The 18,829-nt window shown below is 64.1% G+C and carries 22 protein-coding genes; 14 read left to right on the forward strand and 8 right to left on the reverse strand.

Features of this window, described 5'->3' with window-relative positions; translation table 11 throughout:
• The first annotated feature begins 96 nt into the window (after positions 1 to 96).
• The 3 genes from QQL28_RS07230 to QQL28_RS07240 all read left to right on the forward strand — a co-directional run bounded on the left by QQL28_RS07230 (position 97) and on the right by QQL28_RS07240 (position 2,697).
• Positions 97 to 915 (forward strand): aldo/keto reductase, encoded by an 819-nt coding sequence (locus QQL28_RS07230; RefSeq protein ID WP_284262816.1) that lies wholly within the window; start codon positions 97 to 99, stop codon positions 913 to 915.
• 151 nt (positions 916 to 1,066) lie between these two features.
• A complete protein-coding gene (locus QQL28_RS07235; protein WP_284262818.1) occupies positions 1,067 to 1,906 on the forward strand; it encodes a hypothetical protein in 840 nt (279 codons plus the stop codon).
• A 158-nt stretch (positions 1,907 to 2,064) separates the two neighbouring features.
• A complete protein-coding gene (locus QQL28_RS07240) occupies positions 2,065 to 2,697 on the forward strand; it encodes a hypothetical protein (protein WP_284262820.1) in 633 nt (210 codons plus the stop codon).
• Between the two features lie 36 nt (positions 2,698 to 2,733).
• Here QQL28_RS07240 and QQL28_RS07245 read toward each other — a convergent pair whose 3' ends face one another.
• From QQL28_RS07245 to QQL28_RS07260, 4 genes are all read right to left on the reverse strand, one after another.
• The gene (locus tag QQL28_RS07245) at positions 2,734 to 3,114 is read right to left on the reverse strand and encodes a hypothetical protein (RefSeq protein ID WP_284262821.1); all 381 of its coding nucleotides are present in this window, start codon (positions 3,112 to 3,114) and stop codon (positions 2,734 to 2,736) included.
• Positions 3,108 to 3,806: a transposase gene (locus QQL28_RS07250; RefSeq protein ID WP_284262823.1), complete on the reverse strand. Its 699-nt coding sequence runs from the start codon at positions 3,804 to 3,806 to the stop codon at positions 3,108 to 3,110. The genes QQL28_RS07245 and QQL28_RS07250 overlap by 7 nt, the downstream gene beginning before the upstream one ends.
• A gap of 140 nt (positions 3,807 to 3,946) precedes the next feature.
• A complete protein-coding gene (locus QQL28_RS07255; RefSeq protein ID WP_284262825.1) occupies positions 3,947 to 5,053 on the reverse strand; it encodes a DUF6892 domain-containing protein in 1,107 nt (368 codons plus the stop codon).
• Positions 5,054 to 5,441: 388 nt separating this feature from the next.
• Positions 5,442 to 6,164, reverse strand: a complete 723-nt coding sequence (locus QQL28_RS07260) for a DUF599 domain-containing protein (RefSeq protein ID WP_284262827.1) — start codon at positions 6,162 to 6,164, stop codon at positions 5,442 to 5,444.
• A 127-nt stretch (positions 6,165 to 6,291) separates the two neighbouring features.
• On the opposite strand from QQL28_RS07260, the gene QQL28_RS07265 reads away from it, so the two are divergent.
• From QQL28_RS07265 to QQL28_RS07285, 5 genes are all read left to right on the forward strand, one after another.
• The gene (locus QQL28_RS07265) at positions 6,292 to 6,951 is read left to right on the forward strand and encodes a glutathione S-transferase family protein (RefSeq protein ID WP_284262830.1); all 660 of its coding nucleotides are present in this window, start codon (positions 6,292 to 6,294) and stop codon (positions 6,949 to 6,951) included.
• 93 nt (positions 6,952 to 7,044) lie between these two features.
• Positions 7,045 to 7,446 carry a YidB family protein gene (locus QQL28_RS07270; RefSeq protein WP_284263550.1) on the forward strand — a complete coding sequence of 134 codons (402 nt, stop codon included), beginning with the start codon at positions 7,045 to 7,047 and terminating at the stop codon, positions 7,444 to 7,446.
• 206 nt (positions 7,447 to 7,652) lie between these two features.
• Entirely contained in the window at positions 7,653 to 7,856 is a 204-nt protein-coding gene (locus tag QQL28_RS07275; protein ID WP_156944292.1) for a hypothetical protein, read from the forward strand.
• A gap of 146 nt (positions 7,857 to 8,002) precedes the next feature.
• Positions 8,003 to 8,986, forward strand: coding sequence for a hypothetical protein (locus tag QQL28_RS07280; protein ID WP_284262835.1), 984 nt, complete (start codon positions 8,003 to 8,005; stop codon positions 8,984 to 8,986).
• 42 nt (positions 8,987 to 9,028) lie between these two features.
• The gene (locus QQL28_RS07285) at positions 9,029 to 9,469 is read left to right on the forward strand and encodes a DUF1489 family protein (RefSeq protein WP_284262837.1); all 441 of its coding nucleotides are present in this window, start codon (positions 9,029 to 9,031) and stop codon (positions 9,467 to 9,469) included.
• 26 nt (positions 9,470 to 9,495) lie between these two features.
• Here QQL28_RS07285 and panC read toward each other — a convergent pair whose 3' ends face one another.
• Positions 9,496 to 10,347: a pantoate--beta-alanine ligase gene (gene panC, locus QQL28_RS07290; protein ID WP_284262838.1), complete on the reverse strand. Its 852-nt coding sequence runs from the start codon at positions 10,345 to 10,347 to the stop codon at positions 9,496 to 9,498.
• A 273-nt stretch (positions 10,348 to 10,620) separates the two neighbouring features.
• Between panC and QQL28_RS07295 the strand changes: the two genes are divergently transcribed.
• From QQL28_RS07295 to QQL28_RS07305, 3 genes are all read left to right on the forward strand, one after another.
• A complete protein-coding gene (locus QQL28_RS07295) occupies positions 10,621 to 11,544 on the forward strand; it encodes a division plane positioning ATPase MipZ (RefSeq protein ID WP_284262840.1) in 924 nt (307 codons plus the stop codon).
• A gap of 328 nt (positions 11,545 to 11,872) precedes the next feature.
• Positions 11,873 to 12,733, forward strand: a complete 861-nt coding sequence (locus QQL28_RS07300; RefSeq protein WP_284262842.1) for an alpha/beta fold hydrolase — start codon at positions 11,873 to 11,875, stop codon at positions 12,731 to 12,733.
• Between the two features lie 143 nt (positions 12,734 to 12,876).
• Positions 12,877 to 13,632 (forward strand): vWA domain-containing protein, encoded by a 756-nt coding sequence (locus QQL28_RS07305; protein WP_284262844.1) that lies wholly within the window; start codon positions 12,877 to 12,879, stop codon positions 13,630 to 13,632.
• Position 13,633: 1 nt separating this feature from the next.
• Here QQL28_RS07305 and QQL28_RS07310 read toward each other — a convergent pair whose 3' ends face one another.
• Positions 13,634 to 14,032: a DUF302 domain-containing protein gene (locus tag QQL28_RS07310; RefSeq protein WP_284262846.1), complete on the reverse strand. Its 399-nt coding sequence runs from the start codon at positions 14,030 to 14,032 to the stop codon at positions 13,634 to 13,636.
• Positions 14,033 to 14,156: 124 nt separating this feature from the next.
• Between QQL28_RS07310 and QQL28_RS07315 the strand changes: the two genes are divergently transcribed.
• A complete protein-coding gene (locus QQL28_RS07315) occupies positions 14,157 to 14,882 on the forward strand; it encodes a DnaJ domain-containing protein (protein ID WP_284262848.1) in 726 nt (241 codons plus the stop codon).
• A gap of 228 nt (positions 14,883 to 15,110) precedes the next feature.
• On the opposite strand, the gene QQL28_RS07320 is transcribed toward QQL28_RS07315, so the two are convergent.
• Positions 15,111 to 16,940, reverse strand: coding sequence for a D-alanyl-D-alanine carboxypeptidase (locus QQL28_RS07320; RefSeq protein ID WP_284262850.1), 1,830 nt, complete (start codon positions 16,938 to 16,940; stop codon positions 15,111 to 15,113).
• 407 nt (positions 16,941 to 17,347) lie between these two features.
• Here QQL28_RS07320 and QQL28_RS07325 point away from each other — a divergent pair, with 407 nt between their 5' ends.
• Positions 17,348 to 17,686, forward strand: coding sequence for a phasin family protein (locus tag QQL28_RS07325; RefSeq protein WP_284262852.1), 339 nt, complete (start codon positions 17,348 to 17,350; stop codon positions 17,684 to 17,686).
• Positions 17,687 to 17,693: 7 nt separating this feature from the next.
• Here QQL28_RS07325 and QQL28_RS07330 read toward each other — a convergent pair whose 3' ends face one another.
• The gene (locus QQL28_RS07330; protein WP_284262854.1) at positions 17,694 to 17,957 is read right to left on the reverse strand and encodes a hypothetical protein; all 264 of its coding nucleotides are present in this window, start codon (positions 17,955 to 17,957) and stop codon (positions 17,694 to 17,696) included.
• A 450-nt stretch (positions 17,958 to 18,407) separates the two neighbouring features.
• Here QQL28_RS07330 and clpS point away from each other — a divergent pair, with 450 nt between their 5' ends.
• Complete coding sequence (clpS, locus tag QQL28_RS07335; RefSeq protein ID WP_027523020.1) at positions 18,408 to 18,740, forward strand: ATP-dependent Clp protease adapter ClpS; 333 nt, start codon at positions 18,408 to 18,410, stop codon at positions 18,738 to 18,740.
• Positions 18,741 to 18,829: the final 89 nt, after the last annotated feature.

The following is an 18,829-nucleotide window of genomic DNA, read 5'->3' on the forward strand; positions in this document are numbered from 1 at the left end:
GGCCGATTAAGCTCACCTCGATATCGCCGATTGCCTCGGTTGGCAGCTGCGTGCGCGGGGTCCATAATGCGACCGGGGCGAGCGAGAGGATTCCTCATGCTGTTCGTCGAGGCCAATGGTGCACGAATCCCAGCGCTCGGGCTCGGGACCTGGGAGCTGAGCGGCCGGACCTGCGCGCGCGTGGTCGAGCAGGCGCTGCGGCTCGGCTACCGCCATATCGACACCGCGCAGGTCTACGACAATGAGCGCGAGGTCGGTGACGGCGTTCGCGCCTCCGGTGTGCGCCGCGACGACGTCTTCATCACCACGAAGGTCTGGACCAATCATTTCGCGCCTCACGATCTCGAGCGCTCGGTCAAGGAGAGCCTGGTGAGGCTGCGGCTGCCGTCGGTCGATCTGTTGCTGCTGCACTGGCCCAACCCGCACGTGCCGCTCGTCGAGACGCTCGGCGCGCTGGCGCACGCCAGGCGGCTCGGGCTGACGCGGAATATCGGCGTCTCCAACTTCACGGTGGCGCTGATCGAGGAGGCGGTCGCCGCCTGTCCGGAGCCGCTGGTCTGCGATCAGGTCGAGTATCATCCTTATCTCGACCAGACCAAGGTGAGGGCGGCCTGCGACCAGCACGGCCTTGCGCTCGTCGCCTACAGCCCGATCGCCAAGGGCCGCATCAAGAATGACGAAACGCTGGCCAGGATCGGCCGGGTTCATCGCAAGACGGCCGCGCAAATCTGTCTGCGCTGGCTGGTGCAGCAGAACGTCGTCGCGATCCCGCGCACCTCGCGCGTCGAACGTCTCTCGGAAAACATCGAGATCTTCGATTTCGAATTGTCGCCCGACGAAATGAGCCAGATTGCCGCGCTCGCGAGCCCCAAGGGCCGGCTGACCAATTTCGGCTTCGCGCCGAAATGGGATTGAGGCGCCGCGCTCATATGCTAGAGCATGATCCGGAAAAGTGTGAAGCGGTTTTCCGAAAAGATCATGCTCAAAACAACAACCTAAAGCGCGATGACGATTCATCCCAATCTCATCGCGCTTTAGGACCGTGGGCAGCAACCGAAGTTGGGCCATGGATTGGCGGCGGATCATACGAACGGACATTGCGGCCTCGGCCGTCGTGCACCTGACGCTGGTTGCGCTGATCGTCCTGATCAGCGAGGTGCATCCGTTCCATGCCCCGCCCACCGAGGCCGTCGACGTCGACATCGTCACGCCGGAGGAACTGAAGGAGAAGGTGCCGGAACCCACCCCGTCGCCGCAATTTCAACTGCCCGAGCTGACCGCGAAGGACAAGGCGGAGGTATCAGCGCCGCCGCCATCTCCGCCGCCGCAACCGGCACAGCAACCATCGCCGCAGCCGACGCCACAGGCCTCGCCGCGGCCGCAGCCATCGCCCACGCCGGCCAGGCGCGAAGCCAAAGCCCAACCGCAGCCTCAGCCGCAACCCGCGCCGCAGGCCCCGAGCTACACGCCACCGGAACCCGACGTCACCCTCAAATACGGCGTGATGCTGGGATTGCCCGCCGAGCTGCCACCCTTGTCGAAAGACGCCCCCAAGGAAAATGAAACCGGCGGTGCCGCCGACACGGAAGCGGCCAGGCTTCCGGCCAATGTCATCGCCGAATTCCGCCGTCACCTGCGAAGTTGCGCAAAGCTGCCCGATACGATCGCGCCGTCCGACAACGTGCACATCAAGATGCGCACCTTCATGACGACCGACGGCCAGCTCGCCACCGTCCCCGCACTGATCGAAGCCAGCGCATCGCCCGCCAAGGGCCTCGCCCTGATGCAGGCCGCCAAGGCCGCGCTGCAAGCCTGCCAGCCCTACACCATGCTGCCGGCCGACAAGTACGAGGAATGGAAAGTGCTCGACCTCACCTTCACGCCGAAGGACTTCGGGGCGCCGTAGCTCCCGTCACTGCGCAATTCCCAAGGCGGCTGCCGCGCTAACGTGGAATTAATCTCGTCGGCCGACAATTTTGGGCAGTTGTAGATGGGTGCTGCGTAGAGGAGGCGTCGTGAGGACGTTCCGGCGACGGCTTCCTTTCGCTCGCTCATTTGAGGTCAATGCAGATGACCACGACATCAGAAGCGCAAAGCCCGGCCGAACAACTCGACCCCGCGGCACTCGCATCCGAAGCTGCAGCACCGAGCGAGCGGTCCAACCGCAAATCGATCCTGGCACTGTCGCTGTGCGCCTTGGCCATCAATGGCGCGGCGGCCATCTATACATTGCCCTCTGATTTTCCGTTGCCAAATATCAGCAGCTTGGCCGAACTGCTTCCGCATCAGAAGTCGTCCACGCCAAAACCGGATCCGGTCGTCACCGCCTTGAAGGATATTCAGTCGGCCCAGCAGCAACATACTGCGTCGCTGCAGGAGAATAACTACTCATTGCAGCAACACACTGCTCTGCTGCAGCAGGATTCGATGGTGCTCCTTTCTCTGCGAGAGAGCATCACGGATGAACGGGTCGACGTGAAGAAGATATCCTCGCAGCTTGCTACGCTCATCGCGAAGGTCGACTCGCTGCAAAATGCGATGATGTCGGAAGTAACCTCCTCCATTCCAAGAGGGCCCGCTCGCAATCGACTATGGTTGCGCAAGCGGATGGCTCGGCAATCGAAACCTCTGGGGCCTGTTTCGGTTGGCGGAGCTCCCCTGAGTATTCCAGCTACGACGTCGGCCCCGGAAAGCTGAAGCGCGAAGGATGGGTTGAGCTTTTCGCGAAACCAATCATCTTCCTCGCGAAGTGCGTTGTTGGGTTTCGCTTCGCTCTCCCCATGCTGCGGGCTGGCCGTCGAACTCGACATGGAAGATTTCGGACAACCCCTCTCTTCCGCGTGATGTGAGACGAAGGGCGCGGCTCTCGGGAATTCGTTCGAACCAACCGAGCTCCAAAAGACGACGCAGGATTGCTGCGCCGAGCAGTCCCTTGAGGTGATAACGACGCTCGGTCCAGTCGAGACAAGGCTGGCAGAACAACCGCCGGGTCCGCGAGGGCGACGCCACGTCGATACCCAGTTTGCGCAGGAAGCTCTCGCCCGAGGACGTGAGTTCACCTCCGTCATCGGTGAGCACGAGGTGCCCCATGGCGACGAGCGCGTCGGTCAGCAATTACGGTGACAGTGCACTAAATTCGCCGTCGTCTGGCTCCGAGGCTTCGGTCCACGCTTGGCGGGTTTGAGGGGGCGCCCGGTCAATCGCTCGAGGCGGGCGATGAAGCGGTCGCTTCCGAGCGGCCGGCCGATGCTCTCGGCTGCGCGCAACCGGGCGAACAGGTCGGTCTCCGGCACGCTGTCGAGCAGGTCTGCGAAACGCGGGAAGCGGTCCCTGACCGGCGCCAGCGTGGTCACCCCGTCGTCCTTGCCTCGCAGATGCGCGCGCGTGCTCGACCATCGCCAATCCTGCGCGCGCTGCACCAGCCGGGCGCGCACCGGATTCAGCGAGACGTAGCGCAGCGCCGCCGCGAGATGTTCTTCGTCCATGGCAACGGCGCCGAACCGCCCTTGCCAGAAATGCCCGGTGCGTTTGCGCCGCGCCTGGATCGCGCCGGCATAGGTCCGATGCACGCGCGCGAGCGCGCGGCGCAGTCCGTCGGGATCGGAGGGAACCAGGACGAGATGCACGTGGTTCGGCATCAGGCACCACGCCCACACCGCGACGCCGGCGGCTTTGCAATTCGCCGCGAGCAGGTCGCGATAGAGCGCATAGTCGTCATCGCCGAAGAATGTGCGAGCGCGGCCGTTGCCGCGCTGGGTGACGTGGTGCGGATGACCGGGGATGACGACACGGGCGAGACGGGCCATGCCGCAGCATGCATGCGAGAGAGCAGGCTGTCAATTAAATGCACTGTCACCGTAATGCCTGTCACCGTAATGCCGAAGCGCGCTTGCCGCGAGAGTTTGGTGGCTCCGAAGAGCGAAAGTTGGCGGATCACGTCGCGCTGTCATTCGAACGCCGACGGCGGTGATCCATCATAAGAAATGAATTGGACTCGGATTTTTACGCCGCGAGCGCGCAAGGCGTCCATGGCCCGGCGCGACGGATGACCTGGAGTCGTGACGTCGGCAAAAATCTGATTGCCCCAGAGATGACATTCTTTGAGCGCGGGCAGATCGAGCAGTGCCTCGATATTTGAATAAAGGCCGATGGTCAGCTTGAGTCGGGTGAGCTTTGGCAGACGCCGAAGGTTCGCGCTCTTGAAGTCGAACACATCCACAGGCGGCAGATCACACAGCTCCGTCACATTCCTGCAAAGCTCGACACCATCGACGCTTTGAACGTCGAACACGTTCGAGTGGCCGGACCAAAATGGCCAGATGTACGAATAGATCGATAATCCTCCGTCGGCGCAATCGATTCGTTCGACCGCATCCATCTGGTCGGCCGTTAGCGGATAGCGCACGAGATAGTCGTAGACGGGGCGAATGAATTCATAGCCTTCCGCATCGATATCGAAGGGCCGGCCAAGCACAAAAGAGGCAAGCTCGCGCTTGGTGCCGAGATGAATGATGTCGCGATCAAGCAGGTCGCTTAGGACTGCCAGCTTGAAATTGGGGTCGCTGAACGGGTGTCCCGGCGGCTCTGTTGGCGCCGGGTACACCATATCGACTTTCGCGGGATGCACCGCCTTTTCGTTGACGAATCCGATCACGCGCAGCTCGTCGAACAGAAATTGAAGACGTAGGGTGGTGTTTGCATCGAGTTTCACAGAGCCGAGAGTCGGCATGGGATGCTGGCCGGAGCGAACAAGGAGGTCGGGATAGACGAGTTGTGCATTACAAAGCGGCATGCCTGCCCGAAGTCCGGCAATATCCACGTTAGGCGAAAACGGTGGATCGACCCACAGCGTGCCAAACTCGACGCGCCCCACCGCCCCGTTGACGTCGATCTGCGCCACGAAAGCGTGAGTGTGCCGGAGGCACATTACCTTGCCTTGCTCGTGCGGCAGAGGTTCGCGCCATCTGTGGCCCACGAGTTGACGCAGCGATTGCAGGGAATCTCCGAGCCGGACGGCCGCGAGCGATCGCAGAAAATTCAGCTCATCCGACATCAAGTGACCTTCCAAATGAAATCGCCATTTCCCAGTTGAACAGCGTTCCGTCGATCATGAGGTCGCCGTCAACGACCATTTCCTGAGCACGCGGTCGGCAAAGTAACTTCCGAGATCGAGGTCCTTGATTGCTTCGGAAAAGGAGAGGAGCGCGAACCCCTGAATTGCCACGGCGATTCCATTCCAACTGGGAGCGATGCCTCGTTGGTCGTCCGCGGGCTCTACTGGGTTCGATCATGCGATGCTCGGCGCTCGACGGGCGAGTTCGCACGACAAAGCGATGCGGCAGTCGCCGGCTCCTTTGCATGGGGTTGTTTTTCGAAATTAGCAGCCGGCAGGGGCGCTAGGCGTCGCTACACGCACAATGCGGGCGGCGAGGGGCAGGCCTTCATGGTTCGAGACGATGCTTGACGACGCCCTTGTCCTGGTCCTCCTCCGGCGCCATTGCCGCCCACGCACTGGACGCAAACTGTCTCCGCCACGTCACGATCACGACCGCCGCCGTCGTCACGAACAGCACCCAGGGGCTGACGAACCAGCCGAGATAGCCGAGCGCGAAGAAGAAGGCGCGCTGGCCGCGGTTGAAGTGGCGGCCGGCGGCCTCGAACAGGCGCGTGGTGCGGATGACGTGGGCTTCGGCCTCTCTCGTGTCGCGCTGGGAGGCTGGCGGCATGCTGCCGAACAGGATCGCGACATAGTTGAAGAGGCGATAGGCCCAGGCGAACTTGAAGAAGGCGTAGACGCAGATCAGCACGAGGCCGACGCATTTCAGCTCCCACAGCGCGGGCGAGGGGCTGAGATCGACCGGCAGACTGCTCAGGATGACAAGCGCGTCGTTGGTCGCACGCAGCAGCGCCAGCGCGCCGCCGATCGCGAACAGGCTGGTGGAGGCGAAGAATGCGGTGCCGTTCTGGAGCGAGGCCATGATCTGCATGTCGACCATGCGCGCCTCGCGGTCGAGCAGGCGCCGCACCCAGACTTCGCGGTAGCGGTTCATGCGCGCCGACAGGCTGTCGCGGCCATAGGCCGAGTGCTCCAGCGTCAAGGCGTAGACCAGCCATTCCAGCGCGAAGAAGCCGACCGCGGCGATGTCGACCCAATGTCCGCTCATTCTCGATCCCCTCGTTGCCGCGCTGAATTGCCATGCATGGTCCGTCGCGGCAACGATTGATTGCGTGCAGGCGATGGCGCTAAAAGCAGCGGGCTTGATGGAATGGCTTAAGGGAAGGACCAGTCACATGGCGCTGAAGCTCGCGATCGGCAACAAGAACTACTCGTCATGGTCGATGCGGCCCTGGCTCGCGCTGCGCGCCAACGACATCCCGTTCGAGGAGGTCGTGATCCCGCTCTACACTGACAATCCCGCCGACAAGCAGCGCATCGTCTCGTTCAGCCGCGCCGGCAAGGTGCCGGTGCTGGTCGACGGCGACGTCACGGTGTGGGATTCGCTCAGCATCATCGAATACATCGCCGAGCGCTTTCCGGAGAAGAAGCTGTGGCCCGACGATGCTGCCGCGCGCGCGCATGCCCGTTCGGTGTGCGCCGAGATGCATTCCGGCTTCATGGCCTTGCGCGGCGAATGCGGCATGAACCTGCACCGGCCGATGCGTCCCGTGACGCTGTCGGCGGATGCGCAAGCCAATATCGCGCGCGTGCAGGAGATCTGGCAGGAGTGCCGCGAGCGTTACGGCGCCAAGGGACCGTTCCTGTTCGGCCGCTTTGGCGCTGCAGATGCGATGTATGCGCCGGTGGTGCATCGTTTCCGCACCTACGCGATCGAGGTCACGCCGCAGACGCGCGCCTATATGGACACCATGCTGGCACAGCCGGCATTCCAGGAATGGACGCGGGACGGGCTTGCCGAGACGCTGGTCATCGAGAAGTTCGAAACCGTGTGAGGCGAAGGGGGATCGGAGCGCAGACAGGAATGTGATTGGGCGCGGCTTGACGGCAGGCCGGCGGGCGGCGCTCAATCGGCGAAGGCAACGCGCATCGGGCGCAAGGGGAGCAGGGGGAGACTGGCCATGGGAATCTTCGACGCGCTGGAAAACAACCCCGCATTGCGCAGCGCGCTCGGCCAGCTTGGCTCGGCGGTGCTGCCGACCGTGCTCAACGAGGTGCTCGGCAGCAACAACCAGGGCGGCTTGGGCGCCATCGTCGCCAAGCTGGAGCAGGCGGGCTTCGGGGATCAGGTCAAGTCGTGGCTCGGGAGCGGCCAGAACCTGCCGATCTCGGCCGACCAGCTCCGCCAGGTGCTCGGCAACGACACGGTCCGGCAGCTTGCCGCGCGCTACAACATCCCGGTCGACCAACTCAGCCAGATCCTGGCCCAGGAGCTGCCCAAGGCTGTGGACAATGCGAGTCCCGACGGTAGGCTGCCCCACGGCGCCTGAGGCGGCGCCCCGTAGTTCTACGGTTCCGGCCGAGATCACGGATGGGCGTTATGCCCGCTATCGTGCTGAAAATATTACAAAAATCACACGTTTGCCATAGCGGTATAGCGCTGGCCAAGGAGGCGGGCCGCGTGCTATACACCGCGCCGGGTTTCCGGCCGGCCGCCGCAGCGGGACACGTGGGCGCGGCAGGCGTTGTTTGAGTGATGGAGAGGGTGTTGAAGCACAAATTCCCCGTGGGCGCGCGCGTCCTTTTCACGGCGAGCAATATCGCGCGCCCGGCCGCCAGCGGGACCTACGAGGTTATCCGCCTGCTGCCGACCGAGGGCGACGATTGTCAGTATCGGATCAAGAGCTCGACCGAAGCCTTCGAACGGGTTGCAAAGGAAAGCCAGCTCGCCCTGTCCTGACGCTACGCAAGGGTGGGATGACGAATTGGATGTCGTCCCGCCGTCAAAAGGCCCGGTTCAAGTCAACATGGTGAGCGGGCTGTCCCGGTTCGCGGGCAGTTACCATCACCGAATTTGATCTCGGCTCGCGTGAGGGGACTTCGCGCATGAACTGGGCATGGGCCAATTCGCTCGACGAAACCTGGCGCTCGCCGGGCTTTCCGATGTGGCTGACGCTGGCGGCCGCCTGTTTCTTCGGCCTGATCCTTTTGATCACGCTGCTGCGCGCCGAGCGATCGGTCGCCAACGGGGCGCTGACCGTGATCACGCTGCTCGCGATCGGCATTGCGGTCGCGGCGACCATTCGCGCCTATGGACCGACCGGGGCAGGTCCCGCCAGCGAAGCCCGCGCGCAGCCCGTGACGACCGCCGCGCTGCCCGCGCTATCCTGCATCGATGATCTCGCCGGCGACACCGTTCTGGCGGCCTGCGAGAAGGCGCTGTTCGGCTCGCCTGAAGCGACCGCCGCCGCCATCTCATATACCGCGGCCCAGATCAGCCGCCTCACCGCGCTCGGCGATGTTGCTGCCGCCGGCAAGAACCCGACCCCGGAACTCAAGGCATTGCGACGGGCCATCGAGCACGACCGCTACGGCCTCGTCGCGCAGGTGCTGGTCGCTCGCGATGGCTGCACGCAATTCGACTGCGCCGCGTTCCGTTCGCTGACGGATCAGCAACAGGTCGCCGCCAACATGGATGCCCATGTCTATGACGGGCTGGTCGCGCGCTATGCATCCAGCTGGAATGCGCCGGCAACGCCAATGCCCGGGGCGCTTGCCGCTTTGCCGTCGTCGGTTCCGACCGGCAAGCCGACCAATGCCGAGTTTCCAAGTGCCGCATCGACGCCAGCCGTGAGCATCATGGCGCCGGAACCGCCCACACGCGCGGCGCCGTCCGGAACCGCGGCAGCGCCGGCTGCGCCGCGCGCACCTGCTGCCGCAACTTCGGCACAGGCCTCCGCACCGCCGCCGGCTGCAAAGAAGCCGCCTGCGCCGAAGGCTGCGCGTGCGCCTGCGGCCGCGCCGGTTCAAATCGCTCCTGCGGCTCAGCCCGCGCAGGCTCCGGCCCCGGCGGCTGCGGATAACAACTAGTTCGCCATTCCAAATGCGCGGCCGGCCCGCTAATGCTGGGGCATGCCACTACATCTGATCAAGCTCGCCGTCGGCTGCGACTCCGTCAAGGACCTGAAGGAGTGGATCGCCGAACGGATGCAGGCTGCCAAGAAGAAGGGCCTGCCGCAGCACCACGTCCACATCACCCGCATGGTGCCCAAGCGTGGTGACGAGATCCTCTCGGGCGGCTCGCTCTACTGGGTGATCAAGGGCGAGATCGCCGCGCGAGAAAAGATCATCGGCATCGAGCCGTTCCGCGACAAGGACGGCATCGGGCGCTGCCGGATCGTGATGCAGCCCAAGGTGATCGCGGTGTCGCCGCGGCCGATGCGGCCGTTCCAGGGCTGGCGCTATCTGACGGAGGACGCCGTGCCGCCCGATCTCAGCAAGGCCGCCGCCGGAACCATCGCGGCGATGCCCGAGCCGATGCGGCGCGAGTTGCGCGATCTCGGCTTGCTGTAGGGGGGTGCAAGCGCAACCTGGGCGTCCTACACCGCGATGTTGTCGATCAGGCGGGTGGTGCCGAGCCGCGCCGCCACCAGAATGCGCAGCGGCCCGTCCTTGCGCGAGGTGACCGGTGCCAGGGTCTCGGCATGGCGGGCTTCAAGATAGTCGAGCGCAAAGCCGGCCTTTTCGATCATCCCGGCGCTATGCGCCATCGCCGGCGCGATCGCCTCACCGGCACGGATCCGTTGGGCGCTCTCCTTCATGGCGTGATAGAGGGTTGCGGCGCGCTGGCGCTCCTCGGCCGACAGGTAGACGTTGCGCGAGGACATCGCGAGCCCGTCGCGCTCGCGCACCGTGCGCGAGCCGACCACCTTGACGCCGAGGTCGAGATCCCCGGCCATCTGCGTGACCACCCGCAATTGTTGAAAGTCCTTCTCGCCGAAGATCGCGACATCCGGACGGCACTGCGTGAACAGCTTGCCGACGACGGTGGCGACGCCGCCGAAGAAATGCGGCCGGAAGCGGTCCTCGAGCCCGGCGTGCGCCGGTCCCTCCGGCACGATGCGGGTTGCAAAGCCCTCCGGATACATCGCCTCGACCGTCGGGTGCCAGACGAGGTCGACGTCCTCCGCCGCGAGCTTTGCGATATCGGCCTTCCAGGTGCGCGGGTAGGCACCGAAATCCTCCGTCGGCGCGAACTGCGTGGGGTTGACGAAGATCGAGACGACGACGCGGCTTGCGCGTCGCTTGGCGAGGCGCACCAGCGACATATGCCCGTCATGGAGCGCGCCCATCGTCGGCACCAGCGCGACCGTGGCCTTCCGCTTGCGCAGATTGTCGAGGCTGCGCCGCAGGGCAGGGACCGTGCGGGCGATCAGGGGACTTCGTGGCATCTGGACCCTTGGCTGCTGGAGATGCGGCTGGCGCGGCGGTCCGCGGGGCAGGGGCTAACCTTAACAAGCGGCACGAGTGGACGCCATGCACCAGCAGGCGTCAGAGAATGTTTCGCGCGGCGCGACAATGCGGGTTGCAACACGGAGCGAGGACGCGCGCGATTCATGATTAAGAACGGCGCGTTGCGATTTGCATTTCCTGTCACGCATTTCACTTGACCGCGGACGCGGTCAACTTGAAGATATTTGTTAGGGGCGTCGAGGATTCCTAAAATGCTTGTGCAGGCTAGCCAAGGCCAATCCGGCTCGGCGCACGTCGTCGTGCTCGGCAACGAGAAGGGTGGCTCTGGAAAATCCACCACTGCCTTGCACATCGCGGTCGCGCTGCTCAAAGCCGGCCAGCGCGTCGCCACCATCGACCTCGACTGCCGCCAGCAGAGCTTTACCCGCTACATCAGCAACCGTTCCGCCTGGGCGCGCCGCACCGGCCTCGCCCTCGAGTTGCCGGTGCATCGCTGCATCAAGCTCGGCGAGACCATGCAGATCGCCGAGAACGAGAACTCCGAGTTCCTGCAGTTCATGGAGGCGGTCTCGGCGGTCGAGAGCGACTTCGATTTCATCGTCATCGATACGCCCGGCACCGACAGCTACCTGATGCGGCTCGCGCACTCGATGGCGGACACCCTGGTCACCCCGATCAATGACAGCTTCCTCGACTTCGACGTGCTCGGTACCGTCGATCCCGCCAACTATGCGGTGACCGGCGAGAGCCACTATGCCGAGATGGTCCGCGACACCCGCCGCAAGCGCCGCCAGCTCGACGGCTCGACCACCGACTGGATCGTCGTGCGCAACCGCCTGTCGATGCTGGGCTCACGCAACAAGCAGCTCGTCGCAGAGGGCTTGAAGGAATTGTCGCTGCGGCTCGGCTTCCGCTATGTCGACGGCTTTGCCGAGCGTGTCGTCTACCGCGAATTTTTCCCGCGTGGCCTGACAGCCCTCGACGATATCGATGAAGCGACCCTCGGCATGCGGCCCAATCTCGGCCACGTCACCGCCCGCGAGGAGGTGACTAGCCTGCTTCGCCAGCTCAAGCTGCCGCTCGACGAGCGCGGACGCCGCCGCGCCGCCAACCGCGCCGAATGGTTCAGCCAGGTCGACAAGCCGCTCGAGCTTCACGACATCCTCGGCGCCTGACCAAGCGCGGTACGCAGCTACTTCCACCGAAAATATTTCGATCGAGCCGCTGGTTCCACGGGAACCGCGCGGGACAATCACGATTGAACCCGGCGCAGCCGGGTTGCGTCTGAAGGATAATAGTACCTGACGTAGTGGTCCTGAAATACCGTGCCCACGAAACGAGTGCATCGCACAACGAAAGGGCTGCCAGTTCACAATTTTTGGCCTTCCTGTCACGTCGCTGTGACCTATATAAGGGAATAACCGACAAGGGGCTCGAGAGCCTCCAAGCAACACGATTTCAACTGGGATTTCAGGCCAGAAAGGCCTGAGGCTGAGGACGAAAATGAAGCGTGGAATTGCAGTACTGGTTTCGGTCACCGCCCTTGCAGGCGTCGCTTATTTCACGGCGACCAAGTGGGCCATCAAGCACGTGACGATCACCTTCTATGATGCCTCGCGCGACAACCGTCCGGTGCCGGTTGATATCGCCGTGCGCCGTGATCGCGAGATGCAGGCTGATGCCGGCCTGATCACGCTGCCGGTCGCAGTGCTCAATCACGGCAACACCGTCAAGAACACCGAGTACGGCTTCCTCGCCAACGTGTTTGCGATGCGCGGTTATCTCGTGGTCAGCCCGCAGCATGACCTGCCGACCGATCCGCCCATGGTGACCAAGCCGGGCGAGCTCTATGTCGGCCGTCTGCCGCAGATTCTGCGCGGCGTGGCGAACATTCATCTGGCGCTGCACGACATGAAGGCGGTTCAACCCAATGCGGATTACGCCAGAGTGACGATGGTCGGCCATTCCATGGGCGGCGACATCTCGATGTACTTCGCCAAGCAGTATCCGGAAGAGGTCAAGAAAGTCGTGACGCTGGACAATCTGCGCGTTCCGTTCGTCACCGCCGGCAAGTTCAAGATCCTCTCGTTCCGTTCGAAGGATCCGCAGTTCAAGACTGATCCCGGCGTGCTCCCGACAGACGAGGAGTGCGAGAAGGCGGGCATCACGGTCGTGAAGACCGACTTCCAGCACAACGACATGCGCGACACCGGACCGGATAGCGCGAAGGACTCGATTCAGGGCATGCTCGACAAGTTCCTGAGCGACACCGACAGCGAGGTGGCTCCGGTCGATACCCTCAGCTCGCCGCCCAAGGTGCTCGAGCCCGGTCCGGTCGCACTGATGGCGCCGGCCAAGAGCTGACCGCCCAAGAGCTGACGGCCTCGCTCGGCCTCCGAATTTTCGTCCCAGGCCTCCGCTGCTGACCGCCGCGGAGGCCTTTGCACATTGACCGATCATGGCGCGCTAGCCACATATTGGTGGTGTAGTCCTATGTGCGAGCAGGGATGTCCGGCGAACCGACCAAACCACGCAGCGGCGATGCCGTGTCGGCGCGGGCCGAGGCCAACGGCAAGTTGCCGCAGGCCAAGACCTCCGCCAGCGAGGACATCGCGGCCTTTGTCGCCAAGGCGCGCGCGATGTCGCCGCATGCGCCGGGCGCGAAGGGCCGGTTGATTTTCGCGCTCGACGCCACGATGAGCCGGCAGCCGACCTGGGACATGGCCTGTGCGCTCCAGGCCGACATGTTCCGCGAGGCTTCGGCGCTCGGCAGCCTCGATATCCGGCTCGTCTACTACCGCGGCTTCAACGAGTGCCGTGCGACAGGATGGATCTCCGACAGCACCAGGCTCGCGAGCCTGATGAGCAAGATCGATTGCCGCGGCGGCGACACCCAGATCGGCAGGGTGCTTTCGGAGGCGCGGCGCGAAGCGGCATCCTCCGGCGTGCGCGCGATGGTTTTCGTCGGCGACGCCATGGAGGAGAGGGTCGACGAGCTCTGTGCCAAAGCGGGCGAACTCGGCATGCTCAAGGTCCCCGTCTTCATGTTTCAGGAAGGTCACGATGCGACCGCCGAGCAGGCGTTCCGCGAGATCGCGCGGCTTACCGGCGGGGCCTGGTGCAGGTTCGATCCGGGCGCGGCGGCGCAACTGCGCGAGCTCTTGCGCGCGGCAGCGGCCTACGCCGCCGGCGGCCGCGAGGCGCTGCTCAGGCTGGCCAAGACGGCAAGCGGCGCGGCCAAGCTGATCGGGCAGATGAAGTAGCTCAGGCTATCGCCGCTTCCACAACCGTCCGGGTTGCCGCGCTCATTTTGCTGACCGGGTCGGCGGCACCGGTGCCGACCTCATGCCGGCGCGCAAGCCAGGCTGGATCATAGTAGGACAGCCTGGTGGCGCCCGACGCGTCCTGCCAGACCAGCGCTCTCAGCGGCAGGTCGATGCCGATGGTCTGAGCGGACTGCATCAGCGGTGTGCCGGCCCTGGCGTTGCCAAAGATCAGGACCTCGGTCGGTGCCAACGACAGTCCGACCTCCACGGCGCCGGCGGCATGATCGATTCGCGCGAACACCCGCATGCCCTTCGCCATCACCTCGGCCTCCAGCCGGTCCATCGTTGCCTTCGGCCCGTGACGGCTCGATAGCGTCACCAATCCCTCGGGGCTCATCGCACGCTCCTTGTGCGCTTCGTTCGCCTGACTATCCGAAGAAGGAGCGCCCGCAACAAACGAACTTCTCGTGTTCGGGACGACCTCCATGCATTTTGCGACGAGGCGGACTATATTCGGAGGCATGCCGACCCTGATCGCAGGCGCTGTCGCCGTCGTTACCCTGTACCTGCTGCTGCAGATGTTCCGTTCCGCCAATCCGGCGGTGCTCGCGCGCGCCATCAAGGTCGGCGGCGGGGTCGTGGCGCTGGCGGTCGCGGCCTTCACGGGCCTGCGAGGCGAACTGGCGGTCGCTATCCCGCTCGGCATCTTCGGTGCGGGCCTGCTCGGCTGGACGCCGCTCGCGAACTCCGGCTTCGGCAATATTGGCGGGCTGTTTGGTGGCGCGACGCGCTCGTCGGGGCGGACCTCGCGCGTCCGCTCGCAGTTTCTGGACATGCGGCTGGACCACGATTCCGGCCAGCTTGCAGGCGAGATCGTCGCCGGACCTTACGCCGGGCGTTCGCTCGACGAGTTCGATCTTGCCGCGCTGCTTGCGATGTGCCCCGCTTTCGACGCGGAGAGCGTCGCGTTACTCGAAAGCTATCTGGACCGCCGGTTTCCCGCCTGGCGTCAGAACGCGCAGGGCGATGCGGCAGGGCGGCAGAGCCGCGCGGCGCCGAGCGGCAAAATGACGGCGGAGGAAGCCTATCAGATCCTTGGCCTGCGGCCGGGAGCGGGGCGCGACGAGATCGGCCGGGCCCACAAGACTCTGATGAAGAAACTGCATCCCGACCAGGGGGGCTCGACGTATCTCGCTGCCCGGGTAAACGAGGCCAAGGATACTTTGCTTCGTACGCATAACGGCTAACTCCGGCAACCAACGCTACAAACGCCCGTACCGCGTCAGCTCCGTATTGCTCTGTCTGCCGTCGCCCCGATGTCGCCCGCCATTTGTCGGCGTGGTCGATCCCTTGAGCAAAATCTTAACCGTAAATCGTTGACGAGAGGTTGTTGCGAAACAGTCTTCGCGCTTGCCTGAAACGACGATGCCCGCGCACGAGGCGCGGGCATTGGGACCAGATCGATTTGGTCGCCGTCAGTTGCGGACGGTGATGCAGGAAATGTCGGCGCGCTTCAGCGCGCGGCAGACGGCTTCCGCCTGGTCGCGCTCAAGTCCGGCGAAGCGGGCGCGGAACAGCTTGCGATTGTCCTTGGCAACGACCTCAGTGAAGGGGTCGGCCTTGCTGAGCAGGCCGCGAGCCGAACTGCGGGCGGCTTCGATGCGCTGCTGCGCCTCGTTCTCGCTCTCCAGTGCGCCGACCTGAACGATCCAGCCGCTATGCGTGACCACCGGCCTGGTCGTCGCGCTCATCTGGATCGGTTGCGGGGCCGGCTCGGCCGAGGCAAGTTTTGCGGCAGGCGCGGGCGCGGCGGCGCCGGACGCCGGCAGGACGCCGAGGATGCCGTTGCCGGTGCCAAAGCCAGGCGGCTGCGGCGGCAGCTCGCTGCGGGCAACTTCAGGCTTGACGATTTCAGGCCTGGCGACGACGTCCGGCTTGTTGACGATGTCGGCCTTGGCGACGACGGCGCCGGAGGTTTCCGCGACTTCGGCACGCGCGCCGGAGATCGTGTTGGTGATCGGCGGTGCCGGTTGCGACGGGGCGGCGGAAGCGACCTTCACGCTGCCGGCTTTGACCTGAACCGTCCTCACCTTGACCGGCTTCATCGGCTCGGACGAGCCCGGAATGATCGAGAGCGGCTGGCTCGAGATCACGCCATTGGTCAGCGGCGCGGGTTCAACCTTGGACTCGACTGCCTTGGGCTCCGGCTTGGCGGCCGGCGGCATCGCCGCGGTGGCGGCGGCAAGCGTGGCGAGGCGCGAGGCCGGGCGCGGCGCGGGCGCTTCGGGAGCGGGGGCCGCGGCCGCCTGAACCTGAGGAGCGGGACGCGTCGGGGTGTCCGATGCATCGGCGACGTCGGTGTTGGTGTCGGCGCCATTGCGCTCGGAGATTGCTGCCACGGTGCGGGTGCCGGCGCCCTTCTCGAGGTTCTCCGCGAGCAGGTTGCGCATGATGGCGTCGCGCGAGCCGCCGCTGCGGCCGCCCAGGACCACGCCGACCAGGAAGCGGTTGCCGCGGTGCAGTGAGCTCACGAGATTGAAGCCCGACGCGCGGGTGTAGCCGGTCTTGATGCCGTCGATGCCCTCGACGCTGCCGAGCAGATGATTGTGGTTGCGGATCGACTGTCCACGGAAATTGAACGAAGCGGTGGAGAAGTAGCGATAGTAGCGTGGGAAACGATCCTGGATCGCGCGGCCGAGCGTGGCCTGGTCGCGGGCGGTCGTGACCTGTTCGTCGTTCGGCAGGCCTGAGGCGTTGCGGTAGACGGTCTTGGACATGCCGAGCGCGCGCGCCTTGCGCGTCATCATCTGCGCGAAATCGTCTTCATCGCCGCCGATCGCTTCCGCGATCACGACGGCCGCGTCGTTGGCGGAACGGGTGACGAGACCCTTGATCGCGTCCTCGACGCGGATGGTCTGGCCCGGACGCAGGTTGAGCTTGGTCGGATCCTGGTCGGCGGCGTGCTGGGACACCGGCATTTCGGTGTCGAGCTTCATTTTGCCGGAGTCCAGGCGCTCGAACAGCAAATAGAGCGTCATGATCTTGGTGAGGGAGGCGGGATGACGCAGCCCGTCCGGGCTCGTCGACTGGAGCACCGCGCCGGTGTTGCCGTCGACGATGATCGAGGCGAACTGCGGACTGTAGCTCTCGCCGGAGTCGCGATGCACGCGGTGAGCGTAGTGCCGGCCGCGATGGCGGCGCGCTTCGGCAGCATCGCTGGTGACGATGACCGCGGTGATGACTGTAAGAAGCCCGAAGACTCCAGCCCGCGCCATGCGCGAGGAAGACCAGTTCTTACGAAGCATGAAACCCCGTCCCCGTTTCTGACTGGATCACCGGCTCGTGAGGCAAAATTGTGCCCTCCAGATCCGGGACCATGACCTGCTTGAGCCGCCAAACCGCAGGCGCTGATCGCCAGCGATCGAAGCTCAAGCCGCTGTTCTGGCTAAGGCGATGTTCGCAAACGGCTTTTGACCGCCTGTCGGAAGCTGAACACGTCCAGGGAATCAGGGTAGGGGCGCTCGGTTTCCAAAACCTTAAGGAACCCTTGCGTAGATACCTGGGAATCACTTCAAGTTGCATGCATTATTGTGCGTCGCACAAAGATTCTTGACTTTTTTGTGCGTTGCACTAATTATGGGCAGCGTCAGGTGGCCCCGAGGTTTTGAAAATCCAGGCTTCCGGACGAGAGCCAGGGAAAAAGGATTCCAAGATGTTCAAGGTTGAAGACTTTCAGAACTACGGGAAAGAGCAGTTCGAGCAGTGCGTCGCCTCCGCGACCTCGGTGCAGCACGGCCTCCAGGCGATCGCCAGCGCCTATGGCGACTACACCAAGAAGTCGTTCGAGGACACCAAGTCCTTCGTTGAGAAGCTTTCCGGCGTGAAGTCGCTGGACAAGGCGCTGGAAGCGCAGACCGATTTCGCGCGCTCCTCGTACGAGACCTTCGTTGCGGAAACGCAGAAGATCGCCGGCCTCTACAACGACCTCGCCAAGCAGGCGTTCAAGCCGGTCGAGACCATCGTCTCGAAGTTCACCCCGGCCGCTCAGTAACTCGTCGTCAAGTCCTGGAATCGGAAAAGCCCGGCTGGATCAGCCGGGCTTTTTTCGTGAGAGCGCTCGCGAGGGCTATTGCGAGCCCCAGAGCTTGCGGAGTGCCGTGCCGATCGTGTTGAAGGTTGTTACGATCTGGGCCGAACTCGTCAGCATGAAGAACTTGTCCGACCTGCTCGCGCGGTTCTGCAGCCTCGGTGGCCTTCAGATTGCTGCGCATCGATCCGGCTCTGGCCATAGTCATGGGGTTCGCGTTGACGGTCTTGGCCAAGGGAATGATCGAGATGTAGACGTCGCCATTGCCCGAGCGCCGTCCGCATCGACGTGCCCGCGAACAGGGGCGACAAGTTAACGCCGAGTTCCTGATTAAGGATGGGCGAAACTTGTTGATCGGATCTTTTTGTCAAATTGGTCCGGATTGATTAACCTTGGTCAGGATCGCCGGGGACCGGGAATCGGGACCGCCGCGGCCGCATCGGTCGAGCCTTTGCACGCTTGCGGGGGGCCGGGGGCAGGCCCATATTCACTCATGCCGTTCCGGTGAGGACCGGACCGGTCGGGAGCGGCGATCGAACAAGACGGCGCGCCTATGCGAGGCTCCGACGGCGGAGCAGCGGGGCGGGCTGCTATCGCTTCCGTGGGGATTTTGAACGCCTGAGCCATGCCGCAACTAACTTCCAGCCTCGATCTGCCCGCGTCAGCCGCCGCCTATGCTCCCCGGATGAGCAATGACGAGAACCGTTCTAATGGTCCGTCCGGCCCGAGCACCTCGGTCATCACCAAGGTCAAGCCCAAGACCAAGCGGCCCAACCTTTACCGGGTGCTGATCCTGAACGACGACTACACGCCGATGGAGTTCGTGGTTCTCGTGCTGGAGAAGTTCTTCAACAAGGACATCGAGGCAGCGACCAAGATCATGCTGCATGTCCACCATCACGGCATCGGCGAATGCGGCGTCTTCACCTACGAGATCGCCGAGACCAAGGTCACGCAGGTGATGGATTTTGCCCGCAAGCACCAGCACCCCCTGCAATGCGTGATGGAAAAGAAGTAGCGCGTCCCGCGTTCTGCGCATTCTGACGTTCGTGTCACCCGGTTCGTTCTCCTCACGGCCGTCATGGCCGGCGAATTGCGGGGAGTAGG

Source organism: Bradyrhizobium iriomotense, from assembly GCF_030160715.1.
In the GTDB taxonomy this organism is placed as follows: Bacteria; Pseudomonadota; Alphaproteobacteria; order Rhizobiales; family Xanthobacteraceae; genus Bradyrhizobium; species Bradyrhizobium iriomotense.

Excerpts from the sequence above, each read along its gene's own strand:
- QQL28_RS07260 (WP_284262827.1), bottom strand. The coding sequence starts at position 6,164 with ATGAGCGGACATTGGGTCGACATCGCCGCGGTCGGCTTCTTCGCGCTG.
- QQL28_RS07230 (WP_284262816.1), top strand. The coding sequence starts at position 97 with ATGCTGTTCGTCGAGGCCAATGGTGCACGAATCCCAGCGCTCGGGCTC.
- panC (WP_284262838.1), bottom strand. The coding sequence starts at position 10,347 with ATGCCACGAAGTCCCCTGATCGCCCGCACGGTCCCTGCCCTGCGGCGC.
- QQL28_RS07285 (WP_284262837.1), top strand. The coding sequence starts at position 9,029 with ATGCCACTACATCTGATCAAGCTCGCCGTCGGCTGCGACTCCGTCAAG.
- QQL28_RS07325 (WP_284262852.1), top strand. The coding sequence starts at position 17,348 with ATGTTCAAGGTTGAAGACTTTCAGAACTACGGGAAAGAGCAGTTCGAG.
- QQL28_RS07250 (WP_284262823.1), bottom strand. The coding sequence starts at position 3,806 with ATGGCCCGTCTCGCCCGTGTCGTCATCCCCGGTCATCCGCACCACGTC.
- QQL28_RS07280 (WP_284262835.1), top strand. The coding sequence starts at position 8,003 with ATGAACTGGGCATGGGCCAATTCGCTCGACGAAACCTGGCGCTCGCCG.
- QQL28_RS07305 (WP_284262844.1), top strand. The coding sequence starts at position 12,877 with ATGTCCGGCGAACCGACCAAACCACGCAGCGGCGATGCCGTGTCGGCG.
- QQL28_RS07275 (WP_156944292.1), top strand. The coding sequence starts at position 7,653 with ATGGAGAGGGTGTTGAAGCACAAATTCCCCGTGGGCGCGCGCGTCCTT.
- QQL28_RS07320 (WP_284262850.1), bottom strand. The coding sequence starts at position 16,940 with ATGCTTCGTAAGAACTGGTCTTCCTCGCGCATGGCGCGGGCTGGAGTC.
- QQL28_RS07315 (WP_284262848.1), top strand. The coding sequence starts at position 14,157 with ATGCCGACCCTGATCGCAGGCGCTGTCGCCGTCGTTACCCTGTACCTG.
- clpS (WP_027523020.1), top strand. The coding sequence starts at position 18,408 with ATGAGCAATGACGAGAACCGTTCTAATGGTCCGTCCGGCCCGAGCACC.
- QQL28_RS07265 (WP_284262830.1), top strand. The coding sequence starts at position 6,292 with ATGGCGCTGAAGCTCGCGATCGGCAACAAGAACTACTCGTCATGGTCG.
- QQL28_RS07300 (WP_284262842.1), top strand. The coding sequence starts at position 11,873 with ATGAAGCGTGGAATTGCAGTACTGGTTTCGGTCACCGCCCTTGCAGGC.
- QQL28_RS07240 (WP_284262820.1), top strand. The coding sequence starts at position 2,065 with ATGCAGATGACCACGACATCAGAAGCGCAAAGCCCGGCCGAACAACTC.
- QQL28_RS07255 (WP_284262825.1), bottom strand. The coding sequence starts at position 5,053 with ATGTCGGATGAGCTGAATTTTCTGCGATCGCTCGCGGCCGTCCGGCTC.
- QQL28_RS07235 (WP_284262818.1), top strand. The coding sequence starts at position 1,067 with ATGGATTGGCGGCGGATCATACGAACGGACATTGCGGCCTCGGCCGTC.
- QQL28_RS07310 (WP_284262846.1), bottom strand. The coding sequence starts at position 14,032 with ATGAGCCCCGAGGGATTGGTGACGCTATCGAGCCGTCACGGGCCGAAG.
- QQL28_RS07295 (WP_284262840.1), top strand. The coding sequence starts at position 10,621 with ATGCTTGTGCAGGCTAGCCAAGGCCAATCCGGCTCGGCGCACGTCGTC.